The organism is Kineococcus gurbantunggutensis, assembly GCF_050871925.1.
Lineage (GTDB): Bacteria > Actinomycetota > Actinomycetes > Actinomycetales > Kineococcaceae > Kineococcus.
In genome coordinates, this window is record NZ_JBJLSG010000025.1 from 1 (window position 1) to 14,246 (window position 14,246).

A 14,246-nucleotide genomic window follows, 5' to 3' on the forward strand; every position below is an offset into this window, starting at 1 on the left:
GGGTCTCCCCGGGCGCCCCCCCCCGCGGCCCCCCCCCCCCCCCCCCCCCCCCCCGGCCCCCCGCCCCCCCCCCCCCCCCCCCCCCCCCCCCCCCCCCCCCCCCGGGGCGAGGCTCGGCGGGCTCGGCGGGCTCGGCGGGCTCGGCGCGGGCGGGCACCGCCAGCCCCGCCGCGCCGCGGGGTGCGGGCCCGGCGGGCCCGGCGGGCCAGGTCCGCCAGGCCAGCGCGCCCAGGACGGCGGCCAGGAGCACCGCGGCGAGCAGGGCGCCGGCGGCGGCGCGCGGCCCGACCCGCCAGCGCACCGCCCGCACCGCCGGGGGCAGGCGGTCCTCGACGCGCTGCAGCACCTCGCGCACCCCGGGCGGCCGCGCGGGCGGGCGCAGCTGGCGCCGCGCGAGGTCGCGGGCGCGGGCGGCGGCGACGCGGTCGGACAGCGGGGGCACGGGCACGGCCGGGACGCTAGGCGCGGGCGGCGGCGACCCGGCCGGGTCAGGGGGCGGGCTGTGGACGGCCCGGTCCGGCGGCGGCCTGGGGAGCGCGCGCGAGCTCCAGGGCCAGGTGCTCCTCGGTCTCGGCGGCCATGTCGACGCCGGCGGGGTCCAGCAGCCACTGCACCTGCAGGCCGTCCACGAGCGCCACGAGGCGGCGCGCGGCGGCGCGCGGCGCGGGGTGGCCGTGCTCGGCGAACGCGGCGCCGAGCTGCTGCACCAGGCGCGCGGAGCGCTCGGCGAAGAAGGCGTGGGCGGGGTGGTCCGCGGCGGTGGCCTCGGCGGAGAGCACCGCGAACAGCTCCACGATGCCGCGCCGGGAGGCGTTGCGCCGCACCACCTCCACGAGGACGCGCAGGGGGTCCGCGCCGGCGTCGGGGGCGCTCTCGCGCACGTCCTGCTCGTCGCGGTGCTCCAGGACCGCCATCAGCAGCGCCTCCTTGCTGCCGACGTGGTGCAGCAGCCCGGCGTGCGAGAGGCCGCAGCGGGCGGCCAGCTCGCGCAGGGAGGCGCCGCGGTAGCCGGACTCGCCGAACAGGCGCACGGCCTCGTCGAGGATCAGCCGGCGCCGCTCGCGCCCCTTGGCGTAGCCGCCGGCGCGCGCGCCGCGCCCCCCGCCCTCCCGCGCCGTCGTGTGCACGGGGCGTGTCTACCACCCCGCCCCTCAACACCTACCAGTTGGTCGGTTTCGGGGTACGGTGCGCGGCATGACCGACAACGCCGTCACCACCCCGGCCACGGCCGGCGCGCGCGTCGAGGATCTCCTCGCGCGACTCACCCTCGAGGAGAAGGCCTCGCTGCTCGGCGGCAGCGACTTCTGGCACACCACGGCCGTCGAGCGCGTCGGCGTCCCGGCGGTGATGGTCACCGACGGCCCGCACGGCCTGCGCAAGCAGGCGGAGGGCGCCGACCACCTGGGCCTGAACGCCAGCGTCCCGGCGACCTGCTTCCCGCCCGCCGCCGGGCTGGCCTCCTCCTGGGACACCGCCCTGCTGCGCCGCGTGGGCGAGGCGCTGGGCCGCGAGACCCGCGCGGAGCGCGTCGCCGTCCTGCTCGGGCCCGGGGTGAACATGAAGCGGACCCCGCTGTGCGGGCGCAACTTCGAGTACTTCTCCGAGGACCCCGTCCTGGCCGGCGACCTGGCCGCGGCGCTGGTGCGGGGCGTGCAGAGCCAGGGCGTGGGCACCTCGCTGAAGCACTTCGCGGCCAACAACCAGGAGACGCAGCGGATGACGGTCTCCGCCGACGTCGACGAGCGCACCCTGCGCGAGGTGTACCTGACCGCGTTCGAGCGGGTGGTGCGCACCGCGCAGCCGTGGACCGTGATGTGCTCGTACAACCGGATCAACGGCGTGTACGCCTCCGAGGACCCCTGGCTGCTGACGCGGGTGCTGCGCGAGGAGTGGGGCTTCGAGGGCCTGGTCGTCTCCGACTGGGGCGCGGTGAACGTGCGCGAGGACGGCGTGCGCGCCGGGCTGGACCTGGAGATGCCCTCCTCCGGCGGCACCGGCACCCGCCGGGTCCTGGACGCGGTGGCCGCCGGGACGCTGTCCGAGGCGGAGGTGGACCGCTCCGCCCGCCGCGTGCTGGAGCTGCTGGCCAAGGCCGCCCCCGCGCTGGCCGAGCCGGGCACCGTGGACCACGAGGCCCACCACGCCCTGGCCCGCGAGGCCGCCACCGCCAGCGCGGTGCTGCTGAGGAACGAGCCCGTCGGCGAGGGCGCGCACGCCGCCCCCCTGCTGCCGCTTGCGCCCACCGGCGGCGCCGTCGCCGTGGTCGGCGAGTTCGCCCGCACCCCCCGCTACCAGGGCGCCGGCTCCTCGCAGGTGAACCCCACCCGCCTCGACGACGCGCTCAGCGCGCTGCGCGCGGCGTTCGGGGGCTCCCGGGAGGTCGTCTTCGCCGCCGGGTACGACCCCGACGCCGAGGACCTCGACGCCGCGCTGGCCCGGGAGGCCGTCGACGCCGCCGCGGGCGCTGAGGTCGTGGTGGTCTTCCTCGGCCTGCCCCCGCGCTACGAGTCCGAGGGCTACGACCGCGCGCACACGCACCTGCCCGCCGCGCAGGTGGAGCTGCTGGAGCGCGTCGCCGCCGCGAACGCCAGGGTCGTCGTGGTCCTCTCCAACGGCTCCGCGGTGACCGTGGAGCCGTGGCAGCAGCGGGTGCCCGCGCTGCTGGAGACCTGGCTGCTGGGCCAGGCCGGCGGCGGCGCGGTCGCCGACCTGCTCACCGGGGCGGCCAACCCCTCCGGCCGCCTGGCCGAGACGATCCCGGCGCGCCACGAGGACGACCCGACCGTGGGCAACTTCCCCGGCGAGAACGGCCACGTGCGCTACGGCGAGGGCCTGCTCATCGGCTACCGCTGGTACGACGCGCACGCCCTGCCGGTGGCGCACCCGTTCGGGCACGGGCTGTCGTACACGACGTTCGCGTACTCGGACCTGCGGGTGCGCCCCGCCGGCGACGGCGCGCAGGTCGAGGTGACCGTCACCAACACCGGCGCCGTCGCGGGCACCGAGACGGTGCAGGTGTACGTGCGCGACCCCGAGTGCAGCGCGTACCGCCCCGAGCAGGAGCTGAAGGGCTTCGCCCGCCTGACCCTCGCCCCCGGCGAGAGCGGCACCGCCACCGTCGCCCTGGACCGGCGCGCGTTCGCGTTCTGGCACACCGCGGTGCAGCGCTGGGTCGTCGAGGGCGGCGGGTTCGAGGTCCGCGTCGGCGCCTCCTCGCGCGACGTGCGCCTGACGGCGTCGATCGCCCTGGACGGCGACGACGTCGCGCTGCCGCTGACCGGGGAGTCCACGGTCGACGCCTGGCTGGAGCACCCGGTGACCGGCCCGCTGGTGCGCGAGGCGCTCGGCGAGGGGCGGTGGAGGGCGATGCTGGAGGACCCGCACAACGGGCAGATGATGCGCGCGATCCCGCTGGTGCGCCTGACCCGCTTCCCCGGGTTCCCGATCGGCGAGGACGAGCTGCCCGCCTGGGAGGCGAGGGCCGCGCGGGCCTGACCCCCGCGCTCGTGCGCACCGGGGCCCCGGTCCCCCTCGCGGGGGTGCCGGGGCCCCGGTGCGTGCGGGCCGTCAGGCCGGGACGATGTTGACCAGCTTCGGCGCGCGCACCACCACGGTGCGCAGCGCCGCCCCGCCGATCGCCGCCCGCACCTTCTCGCTGGCCAGGGCCAGCTCGCGCAGCGCGTCCTCGGCGATGTCGGGCGCCACCTCCAGGCGGTCGCGCACCTTGCCCTTGACCTGCACCACGCAGGTGACGGTCTCGCGCACCAGCAGCGACTCGTCGACGGCGGGCCAGCCGGCGCGCGCCACGCACGGGTCGTGGCCCAGCAGCGACCACATGTCCTCCGCCGCGTACGGCGCGAACAGGCTCAGCACCACCGCGACCGCCTCGGTCGCCTCGCGCACCGCGGGGTCGGCCGGGCCCACCGCGGGCGAGTCGACCGCCTTGCGGGTGGCGTTGACCAGCTCCATGAGGCGGGCCACGGCCACGTTGAACCGGTACGCCTCGACGTGCTGGCCGATCTCGTGGACGGTGCGGTGCGTCACCGCGCGCAGCGCCGCGTCCCCGCCGGCGGGGTCCACCCCGGACTCGGAGGTGACGTCGCGCGCCAGCCGCCACGCGCGGCCCAGGAACTTCGCCGACCCCGAGGGCGAGACGTCGGCCCAGTCGATGTCGTCCTCGGGCGGGCCGGCGAACGACATTGTCAGGCGCACCGCGTCCACGCCGTGCTCGTCGAGCTGCTCGGACAGCCGGACGATGTTGCCCTTGGACTTGCTCATCGCGGAGCCGTCCATCTGCACCATGCCCTGGTTCAGCAGCCGGGCGAACGGCTCGTCGAAAGGCAGGTACCCCATGTCGTGCAGCACCTTGGTGATGAACCGCGCGTACAGCAGGTGCAGGATCGCGTGCGTGACGCCGCCGACGTACTGGTCGACGGGGCCCCACTGCGCGATGAGCTCGGGGTCGAAGGCCCGGGTGTCGTCGTGCGGGGAGACGAAGCGCAGGAAGTACCAGGACGAGTCGACGAAGGTGTCCATCGTGTCCGGGTCGCGCCGGGCGGGGGTGCCGTCCACGGGGCTGGGCACGTTCACCCAGCCCTCCGCCGCGCCCAGCGGCGAGGTGCCCTTGGGGGTGAGGTTCAGCCCCTCGCTCGGCGGCAGCAGCACCGGCAGCTGGTCCTCGGGCACGGGGACCTCGCCGGTGGCGGTGTGCACCACCGGGATCGGGGTGCCCCAGTAGCGCTGGCGGGAGATCAGCCAGTCGCGCAGGCGGTAGTTCTTCGCCGCGCGGCCCCTGCCCGAGGCCTGCAGCAGCTCGATCGCCCTCGCGATGCCGGCGGCCTTGCCCAGCCCGTCCAGCTCGCCGGAGTTCACCAGCACCCCGTCGCCGGCGGTGGCCGTGCCGGACTCCGCGGGGTCGGGCAGCGGGTTCCCCTCGCCGTCGCGCACGTCGACGACCACGCGCACCGGCAGCCCGAAGGCGCGGGCGAAGTCCAGGTCGCGCTGGTCGTGCGCGGGCACCGCCATGATGGCGCCGGTGCCGTAGTCGGCCAGGACGTAGTCGGCCGCCCAGATCGGCAGCCGCTCGCCGTTGACGGGGTTGACCGCGAACCGCCCCAGCGGCACGCCGGTCTTCTCCCGCTCCGAGGACAGCCGGTCGATCTCGGAGGTCTCCTGCACCGCCGTGCGGTACTCCTCGAACGCCGCGCGCACCTCCGGCGCGGCATCGGCGGCCAGCTCCTGCGCCAGGTCGGAGTCGGCGGCGACCACCATGAACGTGGCGCCGTGCAGCGTGTCCGGGCGGGTCGTGTAGACCGTCACCGGCTGCTCGCGGCCCTCGATGGCGAACTCGACCTCGGCGCCGGTGGAGCGCCCGATCCAGTTGCGCTGCATGCTCAGGACCTTGGAGGGCCACGTGCCCTCCAAGGTGTCCAGGTCGTCCAGCAGCCGGTCCGCGTACTCGGTGATGCGGAAGTACCACTGGGTCAGCTTCTTCTTGACGACCTTGGCGCCGGAGCGCTCGGAGGTGCCGTCGGGCAGCACCTGCTCGTTGGCCAGCACCGTCTGGTCGACCGGGTCCCAGTTGACCAGCGAGTCCTTGCGGTACGCCAGACCCCGCTCGTACAGCTTGAGGAACAGCCACTGGTTCCACTTGTAGTACTCGGGGTCGGAGGTGTGCAGCACGCGGTCCCAGTCGAAGGAGCACGCGTAGCGGCGCATCGACGCGCGCTGCTGGGCGATGTTGTCGTACGTCCACGCCCGCGGGTCCAGCCCGCGCTTGATGGCGGCGTTCTCCGCCGGCAGGCCGAAGGCGTCCCAGCCGATGGGGTGCATGACGTCGTACCCGCGCTGCAGCCAGTACCGGGCGATGACGTCGCCCAGCGCGTACGCCTCGGCGTGGCCCATGTGCAGGTCGCCGGAGGGGTACGGGAACATGTCGAGGATGTACTTCTTCGGGCGGGTGTCGCCCGGCTCGCCGCTGCGGAAGGGCTTGAGCTCGTCCCAGACCGGCAGCCACTTGTCCTGCAGGGCGTGCGCGTTGTAGCGCTCGCCGTCCCGCTCACCGTCGTGGGCAGCGGGGACGCCGGTCCCCGCCTCGGTCTGCGTCATCTCGTCCTCCTGGGTGGGCCGCGTGCGCCCTCGTCCCCCGCCGTCCCCCCGACATGGGAAAACCCCTCGCACAGGAGGGGTCACCGCGCCGGGGGCCGCGTCAGCAGCCGCTCAGCGCGGTCCGGCGAGGAGTCGGCGGGTCCGCACGCCACCAGCCTAGCGCGTGGGCTCAGGCCCCCGGGCGCTCGGTACCGCCGCCCGCACCGCCGCCCGCACCGCCGCCCGCGCCGCCCTCGGCGCCGCCCCCCGCGCTGCCGGAGGAGCGCCGGTCGTTGCGCCGGCGGCCCCAGCCGTGCTGCGGCGCGCTGCGGCGCAGCGCCCGGCGCTGCGCCAGGGACTGCTCGGCCCGCACCAGCAGGTCGCCCACGCCGCCCTCGTCCCAGGGGGCCAGCACCGCGGCGCCGACCTCCACCGCGGTGCGCGGGGCGCTGGCGACGGCCTCGGGGGCGCCGGGGCGCTGCTGGGCCAGGCCCACGCGCACCCGGCGCTCCAGCTCCTGCGCGTGCAGGCCGGCGCCCGGGCCCAGGACGAGGAAGCGGCCCTCGTCCTCGCGGGCGACGACGTCGGAGGTGCGGGTGGCCGCGCGCAGGGCGGTGGCCACCGCGCGCCACTCCTGCTCGTGGTGCGCGCGCAGGTCGTCCGGGCGCGCGGCCAGGGCGCCGAGCACCACCCCGGGCGAGACGTCCACGACGCACGCGTGGACGGCGCCGCCGGAGCGGCGGGCGGACTCCAGGACCTGGTGGCCCAGCAGCAGCAGGCCGCGGCGGTTGAGCAGGTCGGTGACGGGGTCCTTCACGCTCTCGTCGCGGGCGGCGTCCAGCTCGGCGCGCAGGCGTGCCACGGAGTCCTCCGCGGCCCGCCAGGAGCGCACGGCCACGGTCAGCGCGGCCGCCAGGGCCCCCAGCGCCAGCGCGGCGACGAGCACGGCGGCCACCACCGCGGCGCCGTGCGGGGCGACCAGCCCCACCAGCCCCACGCCCAGCGCCCCGGCCGCGGGCACGCCGGCGGCGAGCGCCCACCAGCGCCGGTCGCGGCTGCCGGGCAGGGACGGGTGCTGGCTGGGGTGGGGGGCGAGGCTCACAGCAGGGGTCTCGGCCGCCGCGGCCGCCCGCTGGATGCGTCGTGCGGGTGACGCGCGCTCCCGCCCCGCACCCGCCGCGGCCGGGGCGCGCGGGGGCTCAGCCGGCCCGGGAGAACTCCCCCGCCCGGCGCACCTGCTCGTCGGTGGGGCGCACGCCGGTGTAGAGGGCGAACTGCTCGGCGGCCTGCACGGCGGCGATCTCGGTGCCGGTGACCACCACGGCGCCGCCCTCGCGGGCCAGGCGCACCAGCGGGGTCAGCTCGGGCACGGCGACGACCTCGACGACGGCCGCAGCCGCGGCCACGACGTCGCGCGGGGCGGGCAGGTCCTGCGCGCCGTCACCGCCGGCCATGCCGACGGGCGTGGCGTTGACGAGCAGGTCCGGGCGCAGGCTCTCGGCCCCGGGCACCCAGCGGGCCCCGTAGGCGCGGGCGAGCGCCGGGCCGGCCTCGCGGTTGCGGGCCACGACCGTGAGGTCCTCGTGCCCGCCGTCGCGCAGCGCGGCCACGCACGCCTTGGCCATGCCGCCGCTGCCGAGCACGACGGCGGGCCCGCCGGGGCGCACGCCGCGGGCGGCGAGCAGGTTCGCGACGGCGAGGTAGTCGGTGTTGTGCGCGACGAGGTGCCCGTCGGTGTTGACGATGGTGTTGACCGAGTCGATGGCGGCCGCGGAGGCGGTCAGCTCGTCCACGAGCGGGATGACGGCCTCCTTGAAGGGCATGGAGACCCCGCAGCCGCGGATGCCCAGGGCGCGGATGCCGGCGACGGCGGCGGCGACGTCGGTGGTGGTGCACGCCTTGTAGACGAAGTCCAGGCCGAGCTCGGCGTAGAGGTGGTTGTGGAAGCGGGTGCCCAGGTTGCTCGGCCGTCCCGACAGGGAGATGCACAGGCGGGTGTCCCTGGAGACGCGCTCGTGCAGCGCCAGGGGCAGCGCGGGGGTCGTCGCGGGGGTCGTCGCGGGGTCCGGTGCGGCGTCACGGGGCTCGGTCACCGGGCCATCCTGCCGGGCCCGCCGGGGAACACCCGCCGGAAGTTGCACGTTCAAGGAGGCGTGCAGCGCATCGGCTTCCTCTCCTTCGGGCACCACCAGGCCGTGGCCGGCTCACGGGTGCGCACCGCCCGCGACGCCCTGGTGCAGACGGTCGAGCTGGCCGTGGGCGCCGAGGAGCTCGGCGTGGACGGCGCCTTCGTGCGGGTGCACCACTTCGCCCGCCAGCAGGCCGCCCCCTACCCCGTGCTGGCGGCGGTGGCCGCGCGCACCTCGCGCATCGAGATCGGCACCGGCGTCATCGACATGCGCTACGAGAACCCGCTGTACGCCGCGGAGGAGGCCGCCCAGGTCGACCTGCTCTCCGGCGGCCGGCTGCAGCTGGGCATCAGCCGCGGCTCACCCGAGACCGCCCTCGACGGCCCCGCCGCCTTCGGGTACGCGCCCGCCGAGGGCGAGAGCGGCGCGGACCTGGCCCGCCGGCACGCCGAGCTCTTCCGCCGGGCGATCGGCGGCGCCGGCGTCGTGCTCTCCGACCCGCGCGTCACGGGCCGCTCCGTCCCGCTGCCGGTGCTGCCGCAGTCCCCGGGCCTGGCCGAGCGCGTCTGGTGGGGCTCGGGCACCCGGGCCACCGCCCGCTGGGCCGGCGAGCAGGGCATGAACCTGATGAGCTCCACGCTGCTCACCGAGGACACCGGCGTGCCGTTCGACGAGCTGCAGGCCGAGCAGATCGCCGTCTTCCGCGAGGCGTGGGCCGCGGCCGGGCACCCGCGCGCGCCGCGGGTCTCCGTCAGCCGCAGCGTGGTGCCGCTCGTCAGCGACGAGGACCGGCGCTGGTTCGGCGGCGAGGTCGGCGGCACCGACCAGGTCGGCTCGCTGGGCGAGCCGGGCCTGGCGCGCTTCGGCCGCAGCTACGTGGGCGAGCCGGACCGGGTGGCCGAGGACCTGGCGGAGGACGCCGCGGTGCGCGAGGCGGACACCCTGCTGATCACCGTCCCCAACGCCCTGGGCGTGGAGTACAACCTGCACCTGCTGGAGTCGATCACCCGGCACGTGGCCCCCGCGCTGGGCTGGTCCCCCGCCGCCCGCGGCTGAGGGGGCGCGCGCCCCGAGCACGACGAAGGCCCCGGACTCTCGTCCGGGGCCTTCGTGCGGGGTGGAGCTGAGGGGATTCGAACCCCTGACCCCCTCCATGCCATGGAGGTGCGCTACCAGCTGCGCCACAGCCCCTTGCTCGTTCCCCCGGGTTTCCCCCGCGGCAACGAGAAGAACTCTACCCCATCCCGCGGGGCGTCCGTGACCACCCCCCGGGCGGGCGGGGCCTCAGCCCTCCGCGCCCTCGCCGGCGCCGGGCGGACCGGCGTTGTACTCGCCGAGCACCCAGCCGCCGCGGCCGCGCTCCAGCACCGCCCAGTGCGCGTTGCGGAAGCCGGCGAAGGCGCCCCAGGCGGGCAGCCCCAGGCCCAGCAGCCGCAGCAGGGCCGCCTTCAGGGCCGCCCCGTGCGAGGCGACGACGAGGGTGCCGCCGTCGGGCACCCGCGCGGCGTGCCGCTCCACGGCGTCCGCGGCGCGCACCGCCACCTCGCTGCGGCGCTCGCCGCCGCCCAGGCGCACGTCTTCGCCGGCGCGCCAGGCCGCGTGCTCCTGCGGCCAGGAGGCGGTGATCTCGGGGTGCAGCAGGCCCTGCCAGCGCCCGGCGTGCACCTCGCGCAGAGCGGGGTCCAGCTGCGGCTGCAGGCCCGTCAGGGCGGTCAGGGCGCGGGCGGTGTCCGCGGCGCGCGCGAGGTCGGAGGCGACCAGCGCGCCGGTGCCCGGCTCCACCAGACGGGCCAGGTGCACCGCCGAGGCGGCCGCCTGCGCCCGCCCGACCTCGTCCAGGGGGACGTCGAGCTGCCCCTGGAAGCGGTTCTCGGCGTTGAAGGGGGTGCGGCCGTGCCGCCACAGGACGACGGTGCGGGCGCTCACGCCCGGGCGTCGCCGGAGGACGTGGCGGCGGCGGCCGGCAGCTCGATGGGCGGGCAGTCCTTCCACAGCCGCTCCAGCGCGTAGTACTCGCGCTCCTCGGCGTGCTGCACGTGCACCACGAGGTCGATGAAGTCGAGGAGCACCCAGCGCCCCTCGCGCTCGCCCTCGCGGCGCACCGGCTTGGCGCCCATGGGGAGCAGCTTCTCCTCCACCGCCTCGGCGATGGCCCTCACCTGCCGCTCGTTGGGGGCCGAGGCCAGCAGGAAGGCGTCGGTGATGAACAGCTGGTCGGAGACGTCGAGGGCGACGACGTCGGTGGCGAGCTTGTCGACGGCCGCCTCGGCGGCGGCTGTCACGAGCTCGAGAGCTCGCTCGGTTGCGGGCACGGGGCTCCTCGGGTGGTCCGGGCCGCAGGCCCGGGGACGATCAGTTCTCCAGCACCGATTGTCCCACGGTCCCGGCCACGCCCCCCGCGCCGTCGCGGTACAGGCCGTGCTTGCTGATGTGCTGCACCACGCCGTCGGGCACCAGGTACCAGACCGGCAGGCCCTCGGCCACGCGCCGGCGGCAGTCCGTGGAGGAGATCGACAGCGCCGGGACCTCCATCAGGCTCACCCCGTCCAGCGGCAGGCCGTCGTCGCTGAGGACGTGCCCGGGCCGGCTGACGCCCACGAAGTGGGCCAGCGACCACAGCTCCGCGACGTCCTTCCACTGCAGGATCTGCGCCAGGGCGTCGGCACCGGTGATGAAGAACAGGTCCGCCTCGGGGCGCAGCGCGGCCAGCTCGCGCAGCGTGTCGATCGTGTAGGTGAAGCCCTCGCGCTCGACGTCGATGCGCGAGACGGTGAAGCGCGGGTTCGAGGCGGTGGCGATCACCGTCATGAGGTAGCGGTGCTCGGCCGGGGCGATGTCCACGCGCGACTTCTGCCACGGCTTGCCCGTGGGCACGAAGACGACCTCGTCGAGCTCGAAGCGGGCCGCCACCTCGCTGGCGGCGACCAGGTGGCCGTGGTGGATCGGGTCGAAGGTGCCGCCCATCACGCCCAGGCGCGGACGGCGACCCCCCTGGGTGCTCAGTGGCGGTTGCCCACGCTGCGGAAGCCCCACGTGACCAGGAGCATGCCCAGCAGGATGCACATCGCGACGATCCCGAAGGCGATCGGGGCCATCGGCAGGTGGCCCTCCCAGCCGTGGGACTCCTCGGCGGTCTCGGCGGCGGCGGTGACCAGGGCGTTGAGCATGGGGCGTTCCTCCGGTGCGGTCCGTGCGGTGCTGCGGACAGTCTGGCACGCCCCGCCAGGCCGGGCCCGGGCGAGGGTGCGGCAGGATCTCGGCGTGCCCGAGCCCTGCGCGCTGACCGTCGTCGTCCCGGCGCGCGACGAGGCCGAGGTGCTGCCCGCCCTGGCGGCGCGGCTGCGGCCGGTGCTCGACGGGCTCGTCGCCGAAGGACTGGGCGGCTACGAGGTCCTCGTCGTCGACGACGGCAGCACCGACGCCACCCCGGTGGTGCTGACCGGGCTGCGCCGCGGCTGGCCGCAGCTGCGGGTGGTGCGGCTGCGCACCGGCTCCGGGCACCAGGCGGCGCTGTCCGCGGGGCTGGCCCGCGCGCGCGGGGCGCTCGGGGTGGTGACCATGGACGCGGACCTGCAGGACCCCCCGGAGCTGCTGCCGCGGCTGCTCGCCGCGGCCGGCGCGGGCCCGGGGGGTCCGGACGACCCGGAGGGCGTGGACGTCGTGTACGCCGTGCGCAGCGACCGCTCCGTCGACGGCTGGCTCAAGCGCGGCACGGCCGCGGCGTTCTACCGGCTGGTGCGGGCGCTGGGCGGCACCGCCCCGGCGCAGGCGGGCGACTTCCGCTACACCAGCCGCGCCGTGGTGGACGTGCTGCTGGGCTTGCCCGAGCAGCACCGGGTGCTGCGCCTGGTGGTGCCCGAGCTGGGCTTCCGCTCGGCGAGCGTGCCGTACGCGCGCGCCGCCCGCGGCGCCGGGCGCACCAAGTACCCGGTCAGCCGCATGGTGCGCCTGTCGCTGGACGCCATCACCGGCTCCTCCACCGCCCCGCTGCGCCTGGCCACGCTCTTCGGCCTGGGCGGTGCGGCGCTGACGTCCCTGCTGCTGCTGTACGCGCTGGCCTCCTTCGCCCTGGGCGCGACCGTGCCCGGGTGGACCTCCACCCTGGCGGTGGTCGCCGGCGCCGGCACCCTGCAGCTGCTGTGCCTGGGCGTGCTGGGCGAGTACGTCGGCCGGCTGTACGTGCAGCTGCAGGGCCGGCCCGCCTACCTCGTGGCCTCCGACTCGCTGGAGGAGCCGGCGGGCGGGACCGGCGCGCGCTGAGGCTCAGGCGCGCACGTGCCCGTCGCCGAGCACCTGCCACGTCGTGGTCGTCAGCTCCGACAGGCCCATCGGCCCGCGCGCGTGCAGCTTCTGGGTGGAGATGCCGACCTCGGCGCCCAGGCCGAACTCCCCGCCGTCGGTGAAGCGGGTGGAGGCGTTGACGGCCACGACCGCGGAGTCCACCGCGGCGCAGAAGTAGTCGGTCACCCGCACGTCGGTGGCCAGCACCGCCTCGGTGTGCGCCGAGGACCAGCGCCCGATGTGGTCCACCGCCTGCTCGACGGAGTCCACCACGCCCACCGCGACCTCCAGGCCGTGGAACTCCGCGGCCCAGTCCGCGTCGGTGACCGGCTCGGCGTCCACCCCGGCGGCCGCCGCGGTGGCCAGCGCCCGCTCGTCGGCGTGCAGGCGCACCCCCGCGCCCGAGAGCGCGCCCAGCAGCGAGGGCAGGAAGTCCGCGGCCAGCGCGGAGTGCACCAGCACCGTCTCCGCGGCGTTGCACACGCTGGGGCGGGAGGTCTTGGAGTTCAGGACGACCTGCACGGCCTGCGCGAGGTCGGCCGAGGCGTCCACGTACACGTGGCAGTTGCCCACGCCGGTCTCGATGACGGGCACGGTCGCCTCGCGCACCACGCGCTGGATCAGCTCCGCGCCGCCGCGCGGCACCAGCAGGTCCACCAGGCCGCGCGCGGTCAGCAGCACGCCCACGCCCGCGCGGCCGTGCTCGTCGATGCCCTGCACCGCGTCGGCCGGCAGGCCCGCGCCCTCCAGCGCGGCGCGCACCACGTCCACCAGGACGGTGTTGGTGCTGATCGCGGCGGAGCCGCCGCGCAGCACGACCGCGTTGCCGCTCTTCAGGGCCAGCACCGCCACGTCCACCGTGACGTTCGGGCGGGCCTCGTACACCACGCCCAGCACGCCCATCGGCACCCGCAGCTGGCGCAGCCGCAGCCCGTTGGGCAGCGTCGAGCCGCGCACCACCTCCCCCACCGGGTCCGGCAGCGCCGCCACCTCGCGCACCGCGGCGGCCAGCGCGGCCACGCGCCCGGCGTCCAGGGCCAGGCGGTCCAGCAGGTGCTCGGAGGTGCCGGCGGCGCGGCCGCGCTCGAGGTCCTCGGCGTTGGCGGCCACGACCCGCTCGGTGGCGGCCTCCAGCGCGTCGGCCACGGCCAGCAGCGCGGCGTCCTTGGCGGCGCGGGTGGCCAGGCGCAGCGGGCGGGAGGCGGCCTTCGCGCGGCGGCAGGTCGCCAGGACCGCCTCGGTGACGTCGGTTCCGGCGGTGCTCTCGGCCAGGGCGGTCATGGGTCCCAGGGTACGGCGAGCGCCGCCGCCGGGGCCCGCGAGTTCCCGCGGGCGCCCCCTCACCAGGGGGCGACGTCGCCCAGCAGGTCCAGGCCGGCGCGCGCGGCGCGGGCGCGGCGCGGCGGGCGCAGCACCCCGCGCTGGCGCTGGGCGGCGCGGTGCTCGACGGTGGCGCGGTCGACGACCTCGACCCCCACGACGTCCCAGGCGGGCAGCCCGGTGCTGGCGCGGTGCTCGGGCCACAGGCGCACCGCCATCGCCGCGGCGTCGTCGACGTCGCGGGCCTCGTCCCAGTAGCGCACCTCGACGCGGGTGTCGCTGTAGCGGATGCTCGAGAGGAAGGGCCGTTCGCCCACGAGGCGGTCCAGCGCGGTGCGCAGCTCGGTGACGTCCACCGCCGGCCCCGCCACCGTCAGGGTCACCGACCACAGGGCCAGGGGCGGTTCAGCCACCTGCGCCTCCTCGCTG

At 76.8% G+C, this 14,246-nt stretch carries 13 protein-coding genes, 1 tRNA gene and 1 pseudogene; 3 read left to right on the forward strand and 12 right to left on the reverse strand.

All coding sequences use genetic code 11. From position 1 onward, the window contains the following. Both ACRYR7_RS06915 and ACRYR7_RS06920 read right to left on the reverse strand, forming a co-directional pair. A pseudogene (locus ACRYR7_RS06915) lies at nucleotides 1–448 on the reverse strand (hypothetical protein); the annotation flags it as partial. Nucleotides 449–488: 40 nt separating this feature from the next. After that, nucleotides 489–1,127: a TetR/AcrR family transcriptional regulator gene (locus ACRYR7_RS06920; RefSeq protein WP_432571342.1), complete on the reverse strand. Its 639-nt coding sequence runs from the start codon at nucleotides 1,125–1,127 to the stop codon at nucleotides 489–491. Nucleotides 1,128–1,194: 67 nt separating this feature from the next. Between ACRYR7_RS06920 and ACRYR7_RS06925 the strand changes: the two genes are divergently transcribed. Beyond that, complete coding sequence (locus ACRYR7_RS06925; RefSeq protein WP_432571343.1) at nucleotides 1,195–3,495, forward strand: glycoside hydrolase family 3 C-terminal domain-containing protein; 2,301 nt, start codon at nucleotides 1,195–1,197, stop codon at nucleotides 3,493–3,495. A 72-nt stretch (nucleotides 3,496–3,567) separates the two neighbouring features. Here ACRYR7_RS06925 and leuS read toward each other — a convergent pair whose 3' ends face one another. The 3 genes from leuS to ACRYR7_RS06940 all read right to left on the reverse strand — a co-directional run bounded on the left by leuS (nucleotide 3,568) and on the right by ACRYR7_RS06940 (nucleotide 8,108). Further along, nucleotides 3,568–6,108: a leucine--tRNA ligase gene (gene leuS / locus ACRYR7_RS06930; RefSeq protein WP_432571344.1), complete on the reverse strand. Its 2,541-nt coding sequence runs from the start codon at nucleotides 6,106–6,108 to the stop codon at nucleotides 3,568–3,570. A gap of 169 nt (nucleotides 6,109–6,277) precedes the next feature. Beyond that, nucleotides 6,278–7,189 (reverse strand): diguanylate cyclase domain-containing protein, encoded by a 912-nt coding sequence (locus ACRYR7_RS06935; protein ID WP_432571345.1) that lies wholly within the window; start codon nucleotides 7,187–7,189, stop codon nucleotides 6,278–6,280. Nucleotides 7,190–7,286: 97 nt separating this feature from the next. After that, the gene (locus tag ACRYR7_RS06940) at nucleotides 7,287–8,108 is read right to left on the reverse strand and encodes a shikimate 5-dehydrogenase (RefSeq protein WP_432571379.1); all 822 of its coding nucleotides are present in this window, start codon (nucleotides 8,106–8,108) and stop codon (nucleotides 7,287–7,289) included. Between the two features lie 132 nt (nucleotides 8,109–8,240). Here ACRYR7_RS06940 and ACRYR7_RS06945 point away from each other — a divergent pair, with 132 nt between their 5' ends. Beyond that, entirely contained in the window at nucleotides 8,241–9,272 is a 1,032-nt protein-coding gene (locus ACRYR7_RS06945; RefSeq protein WP_432571346.1) for an LLM class flavin-dependent oxidoreductase, read from the forward strand. A gap of 62 nt (nucleotides 9,273–9,334) precedes the next feature. Here ACRYR7_RS06945 and ACRYR7_RS06950 read toward each other — a convergent pair. The 5 genes from ACRYR7_RS06950 to ACRYR7_RS06970 form a co-directional block, all read right to left on the reverse strand. After that, nucleotides 9,335–9,407: transfer RNA gene (locus tag ACRYR7_RS06950), tRNA-Ala, on the reverse strand. Nucleotides 9,408–9,500: 93 nt separating this feature from the next. After that, the gene (locus ACRYR7_RS06955; protein ID WP_432571347.1) at nucleotides 9,501–10,142 is read right to left on the reverse strand and encodes a histidine phosphatase family protein; all 642 of its coding nucleotides are present in this window, start codon (nucleotides 10,140–10,142) and stop codon (nucleotides 9,501–9,503) included. Next, nucleotides 10,139–10,528, reverse strand: a complete 390-nt coding sequence (gene rsfS / locus ACRYR7_RS06960) for a ribosome silencing factor (RefSeq protein ID WP_432571348.1) — start codon at nucleotides 10,526–10,528, stop codon at nucleotides 10,139–10,141. Before rsfS ends, ACRYR7_RS06955 begins: the two co-directional genes overlap by 4 nt. 40 nt (nucleotides 10,529–10,568) lie before the next feature. Further along, nucleotides 10,569–11,219, reverse strand: coding sequence for a nicotinate-nucleotide adenylyltransferase (gene nadD, locus ACRYR7_RS06965; RefSeq protein ID WP_432571380.1), 651 nt, complete (start codon nucleotides 11,217–11,219; stop codon nucleotides 10,569–10,571). Further along, nucleotides 11,216–11,383, reverse strand: a complete 168-nt coding sequence (locus tag ACRYR7_RS06970) for a hypothetical protein (protein WP_432571349.1) — start codon at nucleotides 11,381–11,383, stop codon at nucleotides 11,216–11,218. The genes nadD and ACRYR7_RS06970 overlap by 4 nt, the downstream gene beginning before the upstream one ends. A 94-nt stretch (nucleotides 11,384–11,477) precedes the next feature. Between ACRYR7_RS06970 and ACRYR7_RS06975 the strand changes: the two genes are divergently transcribed. After that, nucleotides 11,478–12,476 carry a glycosyltransferase family 2 protein gene (locus ACRYR7_RS06975; protein ID WP_432571350.1) on the forward strand — a complete coding sequence of 333 codons (999 nt, stop codon included), beginning with the start codon at nucleotides 11,478–11,480 and terminating at the stop codon, nucleotides 12,474–12,476. Nucleotides 12,477–12,479: 3 nt separating this feature from the next. Here the strand turns inward: ACRYR7_RS06975 and ACRYR7_RS06980 are convergent, their stop codons facing one another. Both ACRYR7_RS06980 and ACRYR7_RS06985 read right to left on the reverse strand, forming a co-directional pair. Further along, on the reverse strand, nucleotides 12,480–13,778 hold the full coding sequence (locus tag ACRYR7_RS06980) for a glutamate-5-semialdehyde dehydrogenase (RefSeq protein ID WP_432571351.1): 1,299 nt from the start codon (nucleotides 13,776–13,778) through the stop codon (nucleotides 12,480–12,482). A gap of 59 nt (nucleotides 13,779–13,837) precedes the next feature. Then, nucleotides 13,838–14,230 (reverse strand): hypothetical protein, encoded by a 393-nt coding sequence (locus ACRYR7_RS06985; RefSeq protein ID WP_432571352.1) that lies wholly within the window; start codon nucleotides 14,228–14,230, stop codon nucleotides 13,838–13,840. Nucleotides 14,231–14,246 lie beyond the last annotated feature (16 nt).

What these genes read in the sequence shown, in the direction of transcription:
- ACRYR7_RS06980 (WP_432571351.1), bottom strand. Translation starts at nt 13,778, where the DNA reads ATGACCGCCCTGGCCGAGAGCACCGCCGGAACCGACGTCACCGAGGCG.
- ACRYR7_RS06925 (WP_432571343.1), top strand. Translation starts at nt 1,195, where the DNA reads ATGACCGACAACGCCGTCACCACCCCGGCCACGGCCGGCGCGCGCGTC.
- ACRYR7_RS06970 (WP_432571349.1), bottom strand. Translation starts at nt 11,383, where the DNA reads ATGCTCAACGCCCTGGTCACCGCCGCCGCCGAGACCGCCGAGGAGTCC.
- leuS (WP_432571344.1), bottom strand. Translation starts at nt 6,108, where the DNA reads ATGACGCAGACCGAGGCGGGGACCGGCGTCCCCGCTGCCCACGACGGT.